Here is an 18,779-nt window from a genome sequence, read left to right as displayed (position 1 = left end):
CACAGGCTTCCTGCAGGGTTTTGCAGCCACCTTAGTCAGCGTCGATGACGAACGTATTGCAGTGCCGAGAAGCTTTAAACCGTGCGATCTGGTCGCAGCCTCGCGTTGCTCGGCAGCGGCTACAGGGCGCTCCGGATCATTCAGGTCTGTTTACAGCGGCGTACCGAGCAGCACATTGGATGGCGAGAACTGCACCCGCACCGGCTTGCCGGCGCTCAAGCCAAGGTTTCGCAGTTGCAGCGGTTCGGCCAGGGCGCAGAGGGTCTGGCCGCTGGGCAGGACGATTCTGATTTCGCTGGGGCCGTCTTCGGCGTCGAGGATCGCTTCCAGGGTGCCTTGCAGGCAATTGTGTCCGGGTGTTGCGGGCTGACCGATAGCCAGCAGTTCCAGCCAACCGGCCTTGATCAAGGCCACCACTCCGGTGCCGGGTTCCAGTTCCAGATGCAGGGTGCTGTCATGGGTGATCTGCGCCTGGATCACCAGGTCTTCCGCGAGCGCCAGGCGCACCAGGTCGTTGCGCCCTTGGGCTTCGACGGCCTGCACCGTGCCGTGCAGCTGGTTGCGGGCGCTGGTCCGGAGCATCAGGCGTCCCAGCAGATCGAGATCGGCGGCGTCTTCGGCGGCTTCCAGCACCTGGGCCTGCAACGCCTGCAAGCGCTGGTAGAGACGCAGCACCCGCTCGCCTTCGGCGGAGAGCCTGGCGCCACCGCCGCCTTTGCCGCCGACACTGCGTTCGACCAGGGGTTTCTGCGCCAGGTTGTTCAGCTCGTCGATAGCGTCCCAGGCGGCCTTGTAGCTCAGGCCGGCGCTTTTCGCTGCGCGGGTGATCGAGCCCTGTTCGGCGATGTGCTGCAGCAGGGCAATGCGCTGCGGGCGACGGACGATGTGCTGGGTCAACAAGGTGGGCAAGGACATGGCTGAACGCTTTGAACGCTGGGAATGGAAAGGGAGTTTGCGGCTTGAGGGGCGAGAGTCAAGTTCAGTCGGGCTCGCCGGGTTTTGGCGTGCGTGCCAGGCAATAGACATCGACCCGCCGCGCCCCGGCCGTGAGCAACAGCCGCGCCAGGGCGTGGGCGGTCGCGCCGGTGGTGAGCACGTCGTCCACCAGCGCTAGGTGCCGGCCACGGACCGCCGCCCCGGGCATCAGGGCGAAGGCGTGGCGCAGGTTGCGTTGCCGCGCCCTGGCATCCAGGCCTTGTTGCGATGGTGTGTCCTGGGTGCGCTGCAACGAGGTTTCATCGCAGGGGATCTGCAGGATCTCGCCCAGCCAGCGCGCGAGCATCGCCGCCTGGTTATAGCCGCGCTGACGCAGGCGCTTGCGGGCCAGGGGCACCGGCAGCAAGGCGTCGGGTCGCATCAGGTCCTCGCTAAAGCGATGTTGCAGCGATTGCGCGAGAAGTTCGGCCAAAAGACGACCAAAGGGCCATTTGCCGTTGTGCTTGAAACGGCTGACCAGGCTGTCGACCGGAAAGCCATAACGCCAGGGCGCCACCACCTGGGCGAAGGCGGGTGGCTGCTTGAGGCACTGGCCGCAGGTCAAGCCGGCCGCGGGCAAGGGCAGGGCGCAGACCTGGCAGTGCTCGCCGAGCCACGGCAGTTCGGTTTCACAGGCGGTGCAAATGGCTTGGGGCGTGTCGGTTAGCTCGTCGCAGAGCAAACAGATCTGTTTGTTTTTTAACCAGATGTAAACCGGTCCTTGGTAATGTGGTTGACACTGCATGGCGCTTCCTTAAATATGCCCAACATCCGTGTCGCGGCTGTGGGTATTCCCTTCCCGCAGTCGCTTGCCAAGCATAATCAAGGAATCGCCCATGAGCGCCAGCACCACCGCCAATCTGCGTCATGACTGGACTTTGGCTGAAGTCAAAGCCCTCTTCGTCCAGCCGTTCAATGACTTGCTGTTCCAGGCGCAGACGGTGCACCGCGCGCATTTCGACGCCAACCGCGTCCAGGTTTCCACCCTGTTGTCGATCAAGACCGGCGCCTGCCCGGAAGATTGCAAATATTGTCCGCAGTCCGGTCACTACAACACCGGCCTGGAAAAAGAAAAACTGATGGAAGTGCAGAAGGTCCTCGAAGAGGCCGCGCGCGCCAAGGCCATAGGTTCGACCCGTTTCTGCATGGGCGCGGCCTGGAAACACCCGTCGGCCAAAGACATGCCGTACGTGCTGGAAATGGTCAAAGGCGTGAAGGCCATGGGCCTGGAAACCTGCATGACCCTCGGTCGCCTGGACCAGGACCAGACCGAAGCGCTGGCCAAGGCCGGCCTGGACTACTACAACCACAACCTCGATACCTCGCCGGAGTTCTACGGCAGCATCATCACCACCCGCACCTACAGCGAGCGCCTGCAGACCCTGGCCTACGTGCGCGATGCCGGGATGAAGATCTGCTCCGGCGGCATCCTCGGCATGGGCGAGTCCCTCGATGACCGCGCCGGCCTGCTGATTCAACTGGCCAATCTGCCGGAGCACCCGGAATCGGTGCCGATCAACATGCTGGTGAAAGTGGCCGGCACGCCGCTGGAAAACTCCGAGGATGTCGATCCGTTCGACTTCATCCGCATGCTCGCCGTGGCTCGTATCCTGATGCCGAAATCCCATGTGCGCCTGTCCGCCGGCCGCGAAGCGATGAACGAGCAGATGCAGGCCCTGGCGTTCTTCGCCGGCGCCAACTCGATCTTCTACGGCGAGAAGTTGCTGACCACCGCCAACCCGCAGGCTGACAAGGACATGCAACTGTTCGCGCGTCTGGGCATCCAGCCGGAAGCCCGCGAAGAGCACGCCGACGAGGTGCACCAGGCCGCCATCGAGCAGGCGCTGGTGGAGCAGAAGAGCAGCGAGCAGTTCTATAACGCCGCCGTCTGATCTGCTGCCTCTGTAGGAGCGAGGCTTGCCCGCGAATGGTTCACCGCGTGAGCCAGGGACACAGAGGTGTCTGGATCGCGGGCAAGCCTCGCTCCTACAAGGATGATGTTTCTTTTCTTGCCTGCGAGGCCTGCATGTCTTTCGATCTCCGCGCGCGTCTCGCTGCCCGTCGTGCCGAAAATCTCTATCGTCAGCGCCCACTGCTGGAAAGCCCGCAAGGGCCGCAAGTGGTGGTCGACGGCCAGCCGTTGCTGGCGTTCTGCAACAACGATTACCTGGGGTTGGCCAATCATCCGCAAGTGATCGAAGCGTGGCGCGCCGGCGCGTCCCGCTGGGGTGTGGGCGGTGGCGCTTCACACCTGGTGATTGGCCACAGCACGCCTCACCACCAGTTGGAAGAAGCCCTGGCTGAGTTCACCGGTCGCCCGCGGGCATTGCTGTTCACCACCGGTTACATGGCCAATCTCGGCGCGGTCACCGCGCTGGTGGGGCAGGGCGACACAGCGCTGGAAGACCGCCTCAACCACGCTTCGTTGCTGGATGCCGGCCTGCTCTCCGGCGCGCGCTTCAACCGTTACCTGCACAACGATGCCGAGAGCCTGGCCAAGCGCCTGGAGAAAGCCACCGGCAATACCCTGGTGGTCACCGATGGCGTGTTCAGCATGGACGGCGACCTGGCCGACCTGCCGGCGCTGGCTCGTGAAACCCGGGCCAAGGGTGCCTGGCTGATGGTCGACGACGCCCATGGGTTCGGGCCGCTGGGGGCCAACGGCGGAGGGATAGTCGAGCACTTCGGCTTGAGCCAGGAAGATGTGCCGGTCTTGGTGGGCACCCTCGGCAAGGCGTTCGGCACCGCCGGCGCCTTTGTCGCCGGCAGCGAGGAACTGATCGAAAGCCTGATCCAGTTCGCCCGTCCTTATATCTACACCACCAGCCAGCCGCCGGCCCTGGCCTGCGCCACCCTGAAAAGCCTGGAGTTGCTGCGCAGCGAGCACTGGCGGCGTGAGCACCTGAACACGCTGATCCGCCAGTTCCGCCTGGGCGCCGAGCAGATCGGGCTGACCCTGATGGACAGCTTCACGCCGATTCAGCCGATCCTGATCGGCGACAGCGCGCGGGCGATTCGCCTGTCACAGATGCTGCGCGAGCGCGGCCTGATGGTCACCGCGATTCGTCCGCCTACCGTGCCCGCGGGGAGCGCCCGCCTGCGGGTGACCCTGTCCGCCGCCCACAGTGAGGCTCAGGTCCAGCTATTGTTGAATGCACTGGCGGATTGTTTTAGCGAACTGGGACCGGAGCCAAGCCATGCGTGATCGACTGATTCTGCTGCCCGGTTGGGGTCTCGGTGTATCGCCGCTGGAACCCTTGGCGGCGGCACTGCAGGGGCTGGACGAACACCTGAGGGTCGAGATCGAGCCGTTGCCGGAGCTGGAGTCCAGCGACCTGAATGAGTGGCTCGACGAACTGGATGCCAGTGTGCCGGACAACGCCTGGCTCGGTGGCTGGTCACTGGGCGGCATGCTGGCTTCCGAGCTGGCGGCGCGTCGTGGCGAGCGCTGTTGCGGTCTGCTGACGTTGGCCAGCAATCCCAGTTTCGTGGCTCATGCCGAATGGGCGAGCGCGATGCCGGGGGAGACCTTCGACGGGTTTCTGGCCGGCTGTAACGCCGACCCGCGCACCACCCTCAAGCGCTTCAGCCTGTTGTGCGCCCAGGGCGCTGAAGATCCACGCGGTCTGTCGCGCCTGCTGTCTGGCGGCGCGCCGCATACCTCGGGCGCGGTGTTGATGGCCGGCCTGGAGCTGTTGGCGCAGTTGGACACTCGCCATGCTCTGCAGGCGTTTCGTGGGCCGCAGTTGCATCTGTTCGCCGGGCTCGACGGTCTAGTGCCGGCCGAAGCCGCGGGGGAGTTGCTGGCGTTGTTGCCCGATGTCGAAATTGGTCTGATTGAACAGGCCAGCCACGCGTTTCTTCTGGAGGATCCCCACGGTGTGGCGGGGGCGATCCAGGCTTTTTTGCATGAGTCCGGTGATGACTGATCTGTCCCTTCCCAAATTGCCCGGCAGCTTGCCCGACAAGCGCCAGGTAGCGGCTTCCTTTTCCCGCGCGGCATCCAGTTACGACAGCGTGGCGCAACTGCAGCGCGACGTTGGTAACGAGTTGCTGAGCCGCCTGCCGCAAGATCGCGAGCCTGGTCGCTGGCTGGACATGGGCTGCGGCACCGGTTATTTCAGCCGCCTGCTGGGTGAGCGCTTCCAGGCCAGCGAAGGGTTGGCGCTGGACATCGCCGAAGGCATGCTCGAGCACGCCCGGCCGCTGGGCGGGGCGCAGCATTTCATTGCTGGCGATGCCGAGCGTTTGCCGTTGCAGGGGCAGAGTTGCGAGCTGATCTTTTCCAGCCTGGCGGTGCAGTGGTGCGCGGACTTCCGTTCGGTCCTCAGCGAGGCGCATCGAGTGCTGAAGCCGGGCGGCGTGCTGGCCTTTGCCAGCCTGTGCGTCGGTACTCTGTACGAATTGCGCGACAGTTGGCGTCAGGTCGACGGCATGGTGCATGTCAACCGCTTCCGTGAGTTCAGCACTTATCAACAGCTGTGCGCGGCGAGCGGTTTGCATGTACTCAGCCTGGAGACCCGTCCTCATGTGCTGCACTACCCAGATGTGCGCAGCCTGACCCATGAGTTGAAAGCGCTGGGGGCACACAACCTCAACCCTGGACGGCCCGGCGGGTTGACAGGGCGGGCGCGGATCAAGGGCCTGATCGACGCTTATGAACAGTTTCGTCAAGCGCAGGGACTGCCCGCGACGTACCAGGTGGTCTACGCCGTATTGGAGAAGCCGCTATGAGCCAAGCCTATTTCGTTACCGGAACAGACACTGATGTTGGCAAGACCACCATTGCCGCTGGCTTGCTGCATGCCGCGCGCCTTTCGGGGCTGAGCACGGCGGCCGGGAAACCGGTGGCTTCGGGCTGCGAGCTGACCCCCAAGGGGCTGCGTAACGCCGATGCCTTGGCCCTGTTGGCCGAATGCTCGTTGCCGCTGACCTACGACGAAGTCAATCCACTGGCCTTTGAACCGGCGATCGCTCCCCATCTGGCGGCCCGCGAGGCTGGCGTGGCGTTGACCGTGCAAACCTTGCTGGCGCCCATGCGCCAGGTGCTGGCCAAGGGCGCGGATTTCACCCTGATCGAAGGGGCCGGCGGCTGGCGTGTGCCGCTGGCCGACCAGGACAACCTGTCCGACCTGGCCATGGCCCTGGATCTGCCGGTGATCCTGGTGGTGGGCGTGCGTCTGGGCTGTATCAACCATGCCCTGCTGACAGCCGAGGCGATTGCCCAGGACGGTTTGCAACTGGCGGGCTGGGTGGCGAATATCATCGAGCCGAAGACCTCGCGGCTCGAGGAGAACCTCGCCACGCTGGCGGAGCGTTTGCCCGCACCTTGTCTGGGGCGGGTCCCGAGATTGAAGACGGTCAGCGCCGAAGCGGTGGCCGAGCATCTGCAACTGGACCTACTTGACTAGATTTTGCCTATGATAAGGCACTGTGCCATTGGTGTTTTTGACGGGTCTTTTTCTGGCGCGTCTGGTTCAATAGCCACTGTTCATTCCTTGCAGGGTCGAGTTCTCCCATGGAAATTTCCGGGAATACCGCTTTCTACGCCGGCCTGAGTACCGTGCAGACCGGGCAGAACCGTGTCGATCAGGCTGCCAGCCAGATCGCCAGCACGACCATCGAACGTTCTGTCACCAGCCAGTCCTCCGAAGTCCAGGTCGAGCGCTTGCGATCCGTCGACCGTAGCCAGCAATCGGACCTGGCCAGCAACATGGTCGAGATGTCCATGGGCAAGATCCAGGCGGAGCTGGGTGTGAAAGTCGCCAAGGCCGCCGATGAAGTGCTCGGTACGCTGATCGACACCTACGCTTGACCCTCCTTCGGTAGCCCTGCCCGTTTTTGCGGGCAGGGTGACCCGCGCAAAAATCTCCTGTACAGCCTCATCTTCCGTCTTGCTGGCCTGCCAGCTCCTACACTCAATTTAGCTTCTGAATATTTCACGGCATTCGCTGTGGGCCTTTGCGTGCAAGGCTTGCAGAGGAGCGATGACGAACGGTGTTTGCGTGGTGCTTGACAAGGTTTGGGCGTAAACGTATGTTTCAAACAACTGTTTGACCGCCACAATAAATCAACGCGGTCGTTCATTCCCGGTTACATCAGCAGAGGTTTATCGCTATGCCTGACTACAAGGCCCCCTTGCGTGATATTCGCTTCGTTCGTGACGAGCTGCTCGGCTATGAAGCGCACTATCAGAGCCTGCCGGCTTGCCAGGACGCTACTCCAGACATGGTTGACGCCATCCTCGAGGAAGGCGCGAAGTTTTGTGAGCAGGTACTGGCCCCTCTGAACCGTGTGGGTGACCTGGAAGGCTGCACCTGGAGCGAGTCCGGCGTTAAGACCCCGACTGGCTTCAAAGAGGCTTACAAGCAATTCGTCGAAGGCGGCTGGCCAAGCCTGGCTCACGATGTCGAGCATGGCGGTCAAGGCCTGCCGGAGTCCCTGGGCCTGGCTGTCAGCGAAATGGTCGGCGAAGCCAACTGGTCGTGGGGCATGTACCCAGGCCTGTCCCACGGCGCGATGAACACCATCTCCGAACACGGCACGCCTGAGCAGCAAGAGGCTTACCTGACCAAGCTGGTATCCGGCGAGTGGACCGGCACCATGTGCCTGACCGAACCGCACTGCGGCACCGACCTGGGCATGCTGCGCACCAAGGCCGAACCTCAGGCCGACGGTTCCTACAAAGTCACCGGCACCAAGATCTTCATCTCGGCCGGTGAGCACGACATGGCCGACAACATCGTCCATATCGTTCTGGCCCGCCTGCCGGATGCACCGGCTGGCACCAAAGGCATCTCGCTGTTCATCGTGCCGAAGTTCCTGCCGAACGCCGATGGTACTGTCGGCCAGCGCAACGCCGTGAGCTGTGGTTCCCTGGAACACAAGATGGGTATCCACGGCAACGCCACCTGCGTGATGAACTTCGACGCGGCCACCGGTTTCCTGATCGGCCCGGCGAACAAAGGCCTGAACTGCATGTTCACCTTCATGAACACCGCTCGCCTGGGTACCGCGCTGCAAGGCCTGGCCCATGCCGAGATCGGTTTCCAGGGCGGCCTGAAATACGCTCGCGATCGCCTGCAAATGCGTTCCCTGACTGGCCCGAAAGCGCCGGACAAGGCCGCCGACCCGATCATCGTGCACCCTGACGTACGCCGCATGCTGTTGACCATGAAGGCTTTCGCCGAAGGCAACCGTGCCATGGTCTACTTCACCGCCAAGCAGGTCGACATCGTCAAATACGGCGTGGACGAAGAAGAGAAGAAGAAAGCCGACGCACTGCTGGCCTTCATGACTCCGATCGCCAAGGCCTTCATGACCGAAGTCGGCTTCGAAGCCGCCAACCACGGCGTGCAGATCTACGGTGGCCACGGCTTCATCGCCGAGTGGGGCATGGAGCAGAACGTTCGCGACAGCCGCATTTCCATGCTGTACGAAGGCACCACCGGCATCCAGGCGCTGGACCTGCTGGGCCGTAAAGTGCTGATGACCCAAGGCGAAGCTCTGAAAGGCTTCACCAAGATCGTCCACAAGTTCTGCCAGAGCAACGAAGGCAACGAGTCGGTCAAAGAGTTCGTCGCACCGCTGGCTGCACTGAACAAGGAATGGGGCGAGCTGACCATGAAGGTCGGTATGGCTGCCATGAAAGACCGTGAAGAAGTCGGTGCCGCGTCCGTGGACTACCTGATGTACTCCGGTTATGCCTGCCTGGCTTACTTCTGGGCCGACATGGCGCGCCTGGCTGCCGAGAAGCTGGCTGCCGGTACCACCGAAGAGGCATTCTACACCGCCAAGCTGCAGACCGCGCGCTTCTACTTCCAGCGCATCCTGCCGCGTACCCGCACTCACGTTGCGGCCATGCTGTCGGGTGCCAACAACCTGATGGACATGAAAGAAGAAGATTTCGGCCTGGCTTACTAAGCCTTACCGGTATCTCTTCAGAAGCCGCTTCTCCTTCGGGAGAAGCGGCTTTTTTGTGCGCGGGATGAATCTGAAAATAATCCGACTAAAACGCTAAGAAGAAGCAACTCCCTGCCGTTACAGAGGTGGCAATGTGACACGTGTCACATTTGTCGTGTTTTACTACGCCCTGTGAAGGCATAGTGCCATCTACTGTTTAGCCGCGTCGGAGCTTTACCCTTGCCGCGTTCTTCAGCTGTACGTTTCAGCCACTTTCTACCGTCATTGTTACTCTTGCTTGCGGGGCTCGCGGCTGCCTACGTCAAGGATCTCAACGTCTTCTTCACCTCGCTGTTCAACGTCTTGCCGACCCTGGTGCTGTTGCTTGGCGGTGCCTACTGCGCGGTGTATCGGCGCCAGCGTGAACTGTTCCTGATGGTCACCGTGTACATCGCCTATTTCCTGCTCGATACACAGACCGACTATTACCGCGACAACGGCAAGGTACGCGAGGATGCGGCCGTGGTGTTCCACTTGGTCTGCCTGCTGCTGCCGCTGCTGTTCGGCCTGTTCGCGGCCTGGCAGGAGCGTACCCACCTGTTCCAGGACATGGTGGCGCGCTTTGCCGTACTGCTCGCCTTTGGCAGCGTGGCGCTGGGGTTGGAGCAGAGTTATCCCCAGGCGCTGCTGACCTGGCTGGCGGAAATCCGTTGGCCGGCCCTGCATGGCGCCTGGATGAGCCTGATCCAGTTGTCGTACCCGGTGTTTCTTGCGGCCTTCCTGTTGCTGGCGATCCAGTACTGGCGCAACCCACGCCCGCTGCATGCGGCGCAGTTGGTGGGGTTGCTGGGCTTGTTCTGGATGCTGCCCAAGACCTTCATCCTGCCCTTTACCCTGAACATCATGTGCAGCCAGGTGATGTTGATGATCGCCGCGGCCGTTGCCCATGAGGCGTATCAGATGGCCTTCCGCGACGAGCTGACCGGCTTGCCGGGCCGTCGGGCCTTGAATGAGCGCATGCAGCGTCTGGGGCGCAACTATGTGCTGGCGATGAGTGATGTCGATCACTTCAAGAAATTCAACGACACCCACGGTCACGATGTGGGTGATCAGGTGCTGCGCCTGGTGGCCAGCAAACTGTCGAAGGTCAGCGGCGGCGGTCGCGCCTACCGTTATGGCGGCGAGGAGTTTGCAGTGGTGTTCGCCGGCAAGACCCTCGATGAATGCATGCCGCACCTGGAGGTCATTCGCGAGACCATCGCCAACTACAGCATCCAGTTGCGCAATCAGGAGAACCGCCCCCAGGACGACCAGCAGGGGCGTCAGCGCCGGGGGGCGGCCGCGGCGTCCAGCGTGTCGGTGACCGTCAGCATCGGTGTCGCCGAGCGGCAGATGGAGCACCGTTCGCCCGAAGAGGTGCTCAAGTCTGCCGACCAGGCGCTGTACAGCGCCAAGGGCGCGGGGCGTAATTGTGTCATGGCCTTTGGTCAGAACCGCCGTGGCGCGGTGCGCATGGACACCGCTGCGGGTTGAGTGATAGCGGCGCATTCAGCGTCTGGACTGTGATTGGCAGGTCGGATGAGCGGCAGTAGGTTGGATCGATCTGCTGCCGGAGAAACCACCATGCCCGAGTACAAAGCTCCCCTGCGCGACATGCGCTTTCTGATCGACCACGTCTTCGACTTTCACTCCAGTTACGCCGCTCTGGGGGCCAGCGATGCCAGCCCGGACATGGTGGCCGCGATCCTCGAAGAAGGGGCGAAGTTCTGTGAAAACGTACTGGCGCCGCTGAACCGCTCCGGCGACGAAGAAGGCTGCCATTTCGACAATGGCGTGGTCACCACGCCAAAGGGCTTCAAGCAGGCTTTCGCCCAGTATGTGGAAGGCGGCTGGCACGGCCTGGCAGCGGACCCGAACTACGGTGGCCAGGGCCTGCCGCATTCACTGGGGCTGGTGATCAGCGAGATGGTCGGCTCCAGCAACACCTCCTGGGGCATGTACCCGGGGCTGACCCACGGTGCCATGTCGGCGATTCACGCCCACGGCAGCGAAGAACAGAAGCAGACCTACCTGAGCAAACTCACCGCCGGCCAATGGACCGGCACCATGTGCCTGACCGAAGCCCATTGCGGCACCGACCTGGGCATCATCAAGACCCGTGCCGTGCCCCAGGCCGATGGCAGCTATGCGGTCTCCGGCAGCAAGATTTTCATCTCGGCCGGCGAGCACGACATGAGTGAAAACATCATCCACCTGGTGCTGGCCAAACTGCCGGATGCACCGGCGGGCACCAAGGGCATTTCCCTGTTCATCGTGCCCAAGTTCCTGCCCAACGCCGACGGCGAGGCGGGCGAGCGCAACGGTGTGAGCTGCGGCTCCATCGAGCACAAGATGGGCATCAAGGCTTCGGCCACCTGCGTGCTGAACTTCGATGGCGCCAAGGGATTCCTGATCGGTGAGGCCAACAAAGGCCTGAACTGCATGTTCACCATGATGAACCATGCGCGGCTCGGTACCGGAATGCAGGGGCTGTGCCTGGGCGAGGCAAGCTTCCAGGGCGCGATCAAATACGCCAACGACCGTCTGCAGATGCGCTCCCTGACCGGGCCGAAGGCGCCGGACAAGGCCGCCGACCCGATTATTGTCCACCCCGATGTGCGGCGCATGCTGCTGACTATGAAGGCCTTCAACGAAGGCAATCGCGCCCTGGCCTATTTCACCGCGCAGTTGCTGGATGTGGCGCACTTGGCCGCTGATGAAACCCAGCGTCAGGATGCCGAGAACCTGTTGGCCTTCCTGACACCGATCTGCAAGGCTTTCATGACCGAAACCGGGCTGGAAGTGACCAACCACGGCATGCAGGTGTTTGGTGGGCATGGTTTCATCCGCGAATGGGGCATGGAGCAACTGGTGCGCGACTGCCGCATCGCCCCAATCTATGAAGGCACCAACGGCATCCAGGCCCTGGATCTGTTGGGGCGCAAGGTGCTTGGCAGCCAGGGCAAGCTGCTGATGGGTTTCACCAAGATCGTCCACAAGTTCTGTGCGGCCAATGCCGAGCATTCACAGCTCAAGGGGCACGTGACGCAGCTCAATGGGCTCAACCAGCAGTGGGGCGCGTTGACCACCAAGGTCGGGATGGCGGCGATGAAGAACCCCGACGAAGTCGGCGCCGCGGCGCTGGATTACCTGATGTACAGCGGTTACATCATTCTCGCCTACCTGTGGCTGCGCATGGCGCTGGTGGCCCAGGCCCGGCTGGATGCCGGTGAAGAGGATGCCGATTATTGCCAGGCCAAGCTGGCGACCTGCGAGTTCTACTTCAAGCGCCTGCTACCGCGCACGGCGGCCCACCAGGCAGCAATCGAGGCGGGCAGTGACTGCCTGATGAAGTTGCCGGCGGAGTTGTTTGCACTCTAGGTTTTCATGTAATCGTCCATTGCGAGCAAACCCATTCCTGCAGGCTTTTGCGGGGGTGGGTTTGTCTGCGATTTGTCGTGACTAAAAATTACATAAAAGTCACGAGTTGACCCTATGTGTCGCAAAAGTTGTTCGGGTACACTCGAGCTTTCGTAAATGGGGCCGTTCGGGTCCACTTGTTTAGATCTTGCGAGGTTTGCCATGGCTGACTACAAAGCGCCCCTGCGCGATATGCGCTTCGTCCTCAATGAAGTTTTCGAGGTCGCCAAACTCTGGGCCGAACTGCCTGCTCTGGCCGACACTGTCGACGCTGAAACCGTCGAAGCGATTCTTGAGGAAGCCGGCAAAGTCACCGGCAAAAGTGTCGCCCCGCTGAGCCGCGGCGCGGATGAAGAGGGCTGTCACTGGAGCGACGGTGCGGTCACCACGCCCGCAGGTTTTCCACAGGCCTATCAGACTTATGCCGAAGGCGGCTGGGTCGGCGTCGGTGGCGATCCGACCTACGGCGGCATGGGCATGCCCAAGGCGGTATCGGCCCAGGTCGAGGAAATGGTCAACTCGGCCAGCCTGTCGTTCGGCCTCTATCCGATGCTGACCGCGGGCGCCTGCCTGTCGATCAACGCCCACGCCAGCGAAGAATTGAAGGCGGCCTACCTGCCGAACATGTATGCGGGCGTCTGGGCCGGCTCCATGTGCCTCACCGAGCCCCATGCCGGCACCGACCTGGGGATCATCCGCACCAAGGCCGAACCGCAGGCCGATGGCTCCTACAAGGTCAGCGGCACCAAGATCTTCATCACCGGCGGTGAGCATGACCTGACCGAGAACATCATCCACCTGGTGCTGGCCAAGCTGCCGGACGCACCGGCGGGACCGAAGGGCATTTCGCTGTTCCTGGTGCCGAAGTTCCTGGTCAACGCCGACGGCAGCCTGGGGGCGCGCAACCCGGCGAATTGCGGTTCGATCGAACACAAGATGGGCATCCAGGCCTCGGCCACCTGCGTGATGAACTTCGACGAAGCCGTCGGTTATATCGTCGGCGAGCCGAACAAAGGCCTGGCGGCAATGTTCACCATGATGAACTACGAGCGTCTGGGCGTCGGCATCCAAGGCCTGGCCTCGGGCGAGCGTTCCTACCAGAACGCCGTGGAATACGCCCGCGATCGCCTGCAAAGCCGCTCACCAACTGGCCCGCAAGCCAAGGACAAGGTCGCCGACCCGATCATCGTGCACCCCGACGTGCGGCGCATGCTGCTGACCATGAAAGCCGCGAACGAAGGTGGTCGCGCGTTCTCCACCTATGTGGCCATGCAGTTGGATACCGCCAAGTTCAGCGAAGACGCGGTGGTACGTAAGCGCGCGGAAGATCTGGTGGCCCTGCTGACGCCGGTGGCCAAGGCCTTCCTCACCGATCTGGGGTTGGAAACCACGGTTCACGGTCAGCAGATCTTCGGTGGCCACGGCTACATCCGCGAGTGGGGCCAGGAGCAGCTGGTGCGCGATGTGCGCATTACGCAGATCTATGAAGGCACCAACGGCATCCAGGCGCTGGACCTGGTCGGGCGCAAGATCGTCGGCAGCGGCGGGGCGTTCTACAAGCTGTTCATGGACGAGATTCGCCATTTCACCACGACCGCCAGCGCCGATCTGGCCGAGTTCACCAAGCCATTGAACGACGCACTGGATAACCTCGACGAACTGACTGCCTGGCTGCTGGATCGGGCCAAGACCAATCCGAACGAAATCGGCGCGGCCTCGGTCGAATACCTGCAAGCGTTCGGATACACGGCTTACGCCTACATGTGGGCGTTGATGGCGAAAGCCGCGCTGGGCAAGGAGTCGCAAGACGATTTCTACGCCAGCAAGCTGGGTACCGCGCGCTTCTACTTCGCCCGTCTGCTGCCGCGTATTCACTCGCTGAGCGCATCGGTGAAGGCCGGTAGCGAATCACTGTTCCTGCTGGATGCGGCGCAGTTCTGAGTACATGGGCATCATGTAAGCATTCTCTTACATGACGTGCTGCTAATCACCCATATCGGCAGATTGGATCCAGAGCTAATCTACTTCACATGGACGTCGCGCAGGAAGCGCAAAGCAATAACACGGACACGTAGGATTCCGCCAGGATGGTGGAGTGAAAAGGATGTCAGGGAAACAGTCTGCAAAGCCCCGCTTCGGCGGGGTTTTCTTTTGCCCGCGTTTTTTATCTGCGCTGCTCAGCCTAGCCCTTCCAGCGTCGTCGGGCCTGTCATCCGCCCGTCCGGGCCGCTCATCTCTTCTTCCAGCAAGGTTCGCAGCAACTCCAGGGTTGCCTGCTGACGCTGCACATCACGACATACCAACCCCACTTTCAAGGGCACCCTCGGTTCGCTCAGCGGTTTCCATAGCAGGTCCGTATGGCTGTGGGTCTGACGCGAGCGCCCCGGCAGGACCGTCGCCAGGCGGGTGTTGGGCAGGCTGTCGAGAATCCCCGCCATATTGTTCAGTTCTGCCTGCACCTGTGGCCGGCGTCCGAGATTGGCCAGTTGCGCCTGCCAGATCTGGCGTATCTGGAACTCCTCGCCCAGCAACAGCATAGGCAGCTCCGCAGCCTGGCTCATGGAGACTTTCTTGAATTCGCGCAGGGGATGTTCGGCGGGAATCACCAGGGTCAACTCATCCTCGTAGAGCTGCACACCGTGCAACCCTGGCTGGCGCGGCGGCAGATAACTGATACCGATATCCAACGAGCCATTGAGCAGGCGCCGCTCGATTTCCAGGCCGGTCAGTTCATAGATCTGCACCACCAGATGTGGCTGGGCCTTGCGCACCCGCTCGAGCATTTGCGGCACCAGGCTGCTGTGCACGGTTTGCAGCACACCGATCGCCAGCGTGCGCAGGGCCTGGCCCTTGAAGTTACCCAAGGCTTCGCGAGCCCGCTGCATACCGTCGAGCAAGGGCAGGGCATGGTTGTACAGGGTATGGGCCGCCAGGGTCGGCAACAGGCGCTTGCTGCTGCGCTCGAACAGGCTGACGTCGAGGTTCTGTTCCATCTGACGGATCTGTTGCGAGAGCGCGGGCTGGGAGATCGACAGGCGCTCGGCGGCGCGTCCCACGTGACCTTCTTCATACACCGCGACGAAATAACGCAGTTGTTTAAAATCCATAAGTTCTGCTTATCGAAAAAGCTGGAAAATCGAAATGGCCCGATATGTCACAGAAGCCTAGTCTAACCCCTATTCACAGGGCTTATAGGGCCAGAAGGTGCGATGAATACCGTTTACGTGGATGGTGTTTACATAGGCAAGGCAAAAAACCTCGGACAGGGTTTGATCAGTGATACGGACAAACGTCCGGTTGCAAACCGACTCTGGTTATGGCCGCAGGGTCTGGGCAGCGACGAACACGGCGACCCGCGCTTTCATACCGGCCCGGAGCGGGCACTGCACCATTACCCCGCCGAGCACTACCGCTACTGGCGCAAGCGTTATCCACAGATCGACTGGTGCGCCCCGGCCTTTGGCGAAAACCTGTCTACCCACGGCCTGACCGAAGAGCAGGTCTGCCTGGGCGATATGTTCCGCTGGGGTGGCGCGCTGCTGCAGGTCAGTCAGCCGCGTTCGCCCTGTTATCGCCTGAGCCACCGCTGGGGCATCCCCGAGCTGCCACAACAGGCACAAAACAATGGTCGCTGCGGTTGGTTCTACCGGGTGCTCAAACCCGGCTTCGTCAGTGCCGATCAGCCCTTCGAGCTGATCCAGCGCAGCTATCCGGGCCTGACCGTGGCCTGGGCCCTGCGCTGTTTTTATCGAGAACCTCTGGAGCATGCGGGCTTGAAGAAACTGGTGGACTGTCCGGCACTGGCGTCGCGTTGGCGCGACATCGCGATCAAGCGCATGCGCACCGGCCTGGTCGAGGATTGGTCGTCGCGCCTGCTGGGCCTGCCGCTGGAGGGGTTGAGCGCATGAACCTGTTCAGCCTGCGTCGCCCTCAGCCGAGCCTTGATGATCTTGCGGCCGAGCCCAGCCTGTCGCCGACGAGCGACAACCTTTCCAGTGAGTGCCTGATGCCCAGCGTCCAGCGACCCCATCCAGTATTTGTACGCGGCCAGGGCTCATGGCTGTGGGACAGCGATGACCGCGCCTACCTCGACTTCGTCCAGGGCAACGCCGCCAACAGCCTTGGCCATAGCCCCTCGGCGCTGGTCAAGGCGCTGACGGCCCAAGCCCAGTCGCTGATCAACCCCGGCTCGGGCTTTTACAACCGTGGCATGCTCAACCTCAGCGAGCGCTTGTGCCGCAGCACCGGCAGCGACCAGGCCTATCTGCTGAGCAGTGGCAGCGAAGCCTGCGAGGCGGCGATCAAGCTGGCCCGTAAATGGGGCCAGCTGCATCGCGGCGGCGCCTCGAAGATCATCACCGCCAGCGGTAGCTGTCACGGTCGCAGCTTCGCGGCAATGTCGGCGTCGGCAAGCACGAACATCGCCAATCGCTTCGAGCCACAGTTGGCGGGTTTCAGCCATGTCCCTTTCAACGACCTGCCGGCTTTGCATGCTGCGGTGGACGCGCAGACCGTGGCGATCATGCTCGAGCCGATCCAGGGCGAGGCCGGGGTGATTCCGGCGACCGAGCATTACCTCAAGGGGGTCGAACGCCTGTGTCGCGAGCTGGGCATCCTGCTGATCCTGGATGAAGTACAGACCGGCATCGGCCGCTGCGGCACCTTGCTGGCTGAACAGGTCTACGGCGTGCGCGCCGACATTGTTGCCCTGGGCAAAGGCCTTGGCGGTGGCGTGCCTTTGGCGGCCTTGCTGGCCCGGGGCAAGGCCTGTTGCTTCGAGGTGGGAGAGCTGAACGGTACCCATCATGGCAATGCCCTGATGACCGCCGCGGGCCTGGCGGTGCTCGATAGTGTGCTGGACAACAGCTTTCTCGAGCATGTGCGGGACAACGGCCAGTACTTGCGCGAAGGGCTGGCCCGCCTGGCTAACCGTTATGCCCAGGGAGAATTGCGCGGGCATGGCTTGTTCTGGGGCCTGAGGCTGGCCGACGACTCGGCCGAGGCCGTGGTCAAGGCAGCCCGCTACGAGGGGCTGGTGCTGGCCGCGACACAACCGGACAGCCTGCGATTCACCCCGGCGCTGACGGTGAGCAAGGCCAATATCGACGAAATGCTGCTGCGTCTGGCGCGGGCCTTTTCGCGAGTACGCACCGCGCAGCTGCAATGCCGCAAGGGGCTGGTGGTTTGAAGCCGGCCCTGATCCCGCCATGTCCGATCTTGCCCTGACAGAATTTCCGAACCGTCTCGCGGTATAACGCATCGCCCCGTGTCCGATTTTTCGCACGGGGCGTTTTTTTGTCTCGGGCTTTTGCAAAACCGCCATCAGGTCTTGAAGGCCATCATCCTGGGAGGGCTCCTTAGGCTCATCCGCCAGGACGGTGGGGCTGCATGGATGTAAGACCACCGGGCAGCTTGGGTTGAATATATATACCACTGAGTGGTATGTTTTTTTGGAAAGGAAGCCATGACCATCAGGTTGTTCAAAACCAAAGGTTTTGCTGTCGCGGCGAAAAAAGCCTTGATCCATGACGACGAGTTGCTGGCCGCATTTAGCGAGTTATGCCGTGGCCAGGCTGATGATCTGGGGGGTGGGGTCTGGAAAAAACGCCTGAACGCCAACCGCCATCGTTCGATCGTCCTGGCCAGAGGCCGGCGTTACTGGGTGTTCCAGTTTCTGTTCGCCAAGCAGGACCAGAGCAATATCAGCCATCAGGAGCTGCAGGCGTTCCGCGCGCTGGCCAAGGCTTACGAAGGGCTGGATGGCTGGCAGATCCAGCAGCTACTCGAGATGAAAGCGTTTGTGGAGATCAGACATGAGCAAGCCATTCAAGACTGAAGCCCTCGAATCGATACACGAGTCGGCCAGTGCCCTGCACGCCATCGGCGCCATTGGCAAAACCACCATGCGCCAGTTCGATGAGGCCTGTATCGCGCCCGTCCCGGCGAATATTCCCGCGGAGCAGATCAAGCTGCTGCGCGAGCGTAGCAACGTCAGCCAACCGGTCTTTGCCCGCTATCTGAACACCAGTGCGTCCACGGTGAAGCAGTGGGAGTCCGGTGAGAAACACCCGAGCGGCATGGCGCTCAAGCTGCTGAGCATCGTGCAAAAACATGGCCTGGAAATACTGGCGTGAGCCAGTACTGAGACGCCGGCTAGCCTGGCGATAAAAACCGGCCCTTGGCCAGAATCGACTGAACCCCGCCGAACGCCATGGGTCGACTAGCTGTGAGGCTCGTACGAGTCGATTTCTATCAGGAGTTGCCCCATGGATTTTATCCGCATCATCATTGCCATTCTGTTGCCGCCATTGGGAGTGTTTCTGCAAGTGGGGTTCGGCGGTGCGTTCTGGCTGAATATCCTGCTGACCCTGTGCGGCTACATCCCGGGCATCGTGCATGCGGTGTACATCATCGCCAAGCGCTGAGCCTGACGCCTGCTCCTG

Annotated in this window: 18 protein-coding genes; 15 read left to right on the top strand and 3 right to left on the bottom strand. The window is 62.0% G+C overall.

Annotation, left to right across the window (positions count from 1 at the left end; genetic code table 11):
• Positions 1 to 150: 150 nt before the first annotated feature.
• Complete coding sequence (locus tag C4K38_RS29345) at positions 151 to 915, bottom strand: TOBE domain-containing protein (RefSeq protein ID WP_053281180.1); 765 nt, start codon at positions 913 to 915, stop codon at positions 151 to 153.
• A gap of 64 nt (positions 916 to 979) precedes the next feature.
• Positions 980 to 1,720 (bottom strand): ComFC family protein, encoded by a 741-nt coding sequence (locus tag C4K38_RS29340; RefSeq protein WP_053281179.1) that lies wholly within the window; start codon positions 1,718 to 1,720, stop codon positions 980 to 982.
• Between the two features lie 91 nt (positions 1,721 to 1,811).
• Between C4K38_RS29340 and bioB the strand changes: the two genes are divergently transcribed.
• From bioB to C4K38_RS29290, 10 genes are all read left to right on the top strand, one after another.
• The gene (gene bioB, locus C4K38_RS29335) at positions 1,812 to 2,867 is read left to right on the top strand and encodes a biotin synthase BioB (protein WP_007926062.1); all 1,056 of its coding nucleotides are present in this window, start codon (positions 1,812 to 1,814) and stop codon (positions 2,865 to 2,867) included.
• Positions 2,868 to 3,001: 134 nt separating this feature from the next.
• Positions 3,002 to 4,180 (top strand): 8-amino-7-oxononanoate synthase, encoded by a 1,179-nt coding sequence (gene bioF, locus C4K38_RS29330; protein ID WP_053281178.1) that lies wholly within the window; start codon positions 3,002 to 3,004, stop codon positions 4,178 to 4,180.
• Positions 4,173 to 4,904: an alpha/beta fold hydrolase gene (locus tag C4K38_RS29325; RefSeq protein WP_053281177.1), complete on the top strand. Its 732-nt coding sequence runs from the start codon at positions 4,173 to 4,175 to the stop codon at positions 4,902 to 4,904. The genes bioF and C4K38_RS29325 overlap by 8 nt, the downstream gene beginning before the upstream one ends.
• Positions 4,897 to 5,709, top strand: coding sequence for a malonyl-ACP O-methyltransferase BioC (gene bioC, locus C4K38_RS29320; RefSeq protein ID WP_053281176.1), 813 nt, complete (start codon positions 4,897 to 4,899; stop codon positions 5,707 to 5,709). The genes C4K38_RS29325 and bioC overlap by 8 nt, the downstream gene beginning before the upstream one ends.
• Positions 5,706 to 6,386: a dethiobiotin synthase gene (gene bioD, locus C4K38_RS29315; RefSeq protein WP_053281175.1), complete on the top strand. Its 681-nt coding sequence runs from the start codon at positions 5,706 to 5,708 to the stop codon at positions 6,384 to 6,386. The genes bioC and bioD overlap by 4 nt, the downstream gene beginning before the upstream one ends.
• Before the next feature lie 107 nt (positions 6,387 to 6,493).
• Positions 6,494 to 6,790, top strand: a complete 297-nt coding sequence (locus C4K38_RS29310; protein ID WP_009051193.1) for a hypothetical protein — start codon at positions 6,494 to 6,496, stop codon at positions 6,788 to 6,790.
• A gap of 302 nt (positions 6,791 to 7,092) precedes the next feature.
• Entirely contained in the window at positions 7,093 to 8,898 is a 1,806-nt protein-coding gene (locus C4K38_RS29305; RefSeq protein WP_025807319.1) for a phenylacyl-CoA dehydrogenase, read from the top strand.
• A gap of 219 nt (positions 8,899 to 9,117) precedes the next feature.
• Positions 9,118 to 10,410, top strand: coding sequence for a GGDEF domain-containing protein (locus C4K38_RS29300; RefSeq protein WP_053281174.1), 1,293 nt, complete (start codon positions 9,118 to 9,120; stop codon positions 10,408 to 10,410).
• Between the two features lie 90 nt (positions 10,411 to 10,500).
• A complete protein-coding gene (locus tag C4K38_RS29295) occupies positions 10,501 to 12,297 on the top strand; it encodes an acyl-CoA dehydrogenase C-terminal domain-containing protein (RefSeq protein ID WP_053281173.1) in 1,797 nt (598 codons plus the stop codon).
• 201 nt (positions 12,298 to 12,498) lie between these two features.
• On the top strand, positions 12,499 to 14,277 hold the full coding sequence (locus C4K38_RS29290; protein ID WP_053281172.1) for an acyl-CoA dehydrogenase C-terminal domain-containing protein: 1,779 nt from the start codon (positions 12,499 to 12,501) through the stop codon (positions 14,275 to 14,277).
• Positions 14,278 to 14,513: 236 nt separating this feature from the next.
• On the opposite strand, the gene C4K38_RS29285 is transcribed toward C4K38_RS29290, so the two are convergent.
• The gene (locus C4K38_RS29285) at positions 14,514 to 15,443 is read right to left on the bottom strand and encodes a LysR family transcriptional regulator (protein WP_053281171.1); all 930 of its coding nucleotides are present in this window, start codon (positions 15,441 to 15,443) and stop codon (positions 14,514 to 14,516) included.
• A gap of 102 nt (positions 15,444 to 15,545) precedes the next feature.
• Between C4K38_RS29285 and C4K38_RS29280 the strand changes: the two genes are divergently transcribed.
• The 5 genes from C4K38_RS29280 to C4K38_RS29260 all read left to right on the top strand — a co-directional run bounded on the left by C4K38_RS29280 (position 15,546) and on the right by C4K38_RS29260 (position 18,761).
• Positions 15,546 to 16,244 carry an MOSC domain-containing protein gene (locus C4K38_RS29280; RefSeq protein ID WP_053281170.1) on the top strand — a complete coding sequence of 233 codons (699 nt, stop codon included), beginning with the start codon at positions 15,546 to 15,548 and terminating at the stop codon, positions 16,242 to 16,244.
• Positions 16,241 to 17,524 (top strand): aspartate aminotransferase family protein, encoded by a 1,284-nt coding sequence (locus C4K38_RS29275; RefSeq protein ID WP_053281169.1) that lies wholly within the window; start codon positions 16,241 to 16,243, stop codon positions 17,522 to 17,524. The genes C4K38_RS29280 and C4K38_RS29275 overlap by 4 nt, the downstream gene beginning before the upstream one ends.
• A gap of 276 nt (positions 17,525 to 17,800) precedes the next feature.
• Entirely contained in the window at positions 17,801 to 18,172 is a 372-nt protein-coding gene (locus C4K38_RS29270) for a type II toxin-antitoxin system RelE/ParE family toxin (RefSeq protein ID WP_053281168.1), read from the top strand.
• Complete coding sequence (locus tag C4K38_RS29265; RefSeq protein ID WP_007926083.1) at positions 18,150 to 18,470, top strand: helix-turn-helix domain-containing protein; 321 nt, start codon at positions 18,150 to 18,152, stop codon at positions 18,468 to 18,470. The genes C4K38_RS29270 and C4K38_RS29265 overlap by 23 nt, the downstream gene beginning before the upstream one ends.
• A 132-nt stretch (positions 18,471 to 18,602) precedes the next feature.
• Complete coding sequence (locus tag C4K38_RS29260) at positions 18,603 to 18,761, top strand: YqaE/Pmp3 family membrane protein (RefSeq protein ID WP_003228885.1); 159 nt, start codon at positions 18,603 to 18,605, stop codon at positions 18,759 to 18,761.
• The last annotated feature ends 18 nt before the right edge of the window (positions 18,762 to 18,779 follow it).

It is taken from the genome of Pseudomonas chlororaphis subsp. piscium (genome assembly GCF_003850345.1).
Lineage (GTDB): Bacteria > Pseudomonadota > Gammaproteobacteria > Pseudomonadales > Pseudomonadaceae > Aquipseudomonas > Aquipseudomonas piscium.
Note: the sequence above shows the minus strand (reverse complement) of the source record. Positions and strands in the feature narration are given on the sequence as shown.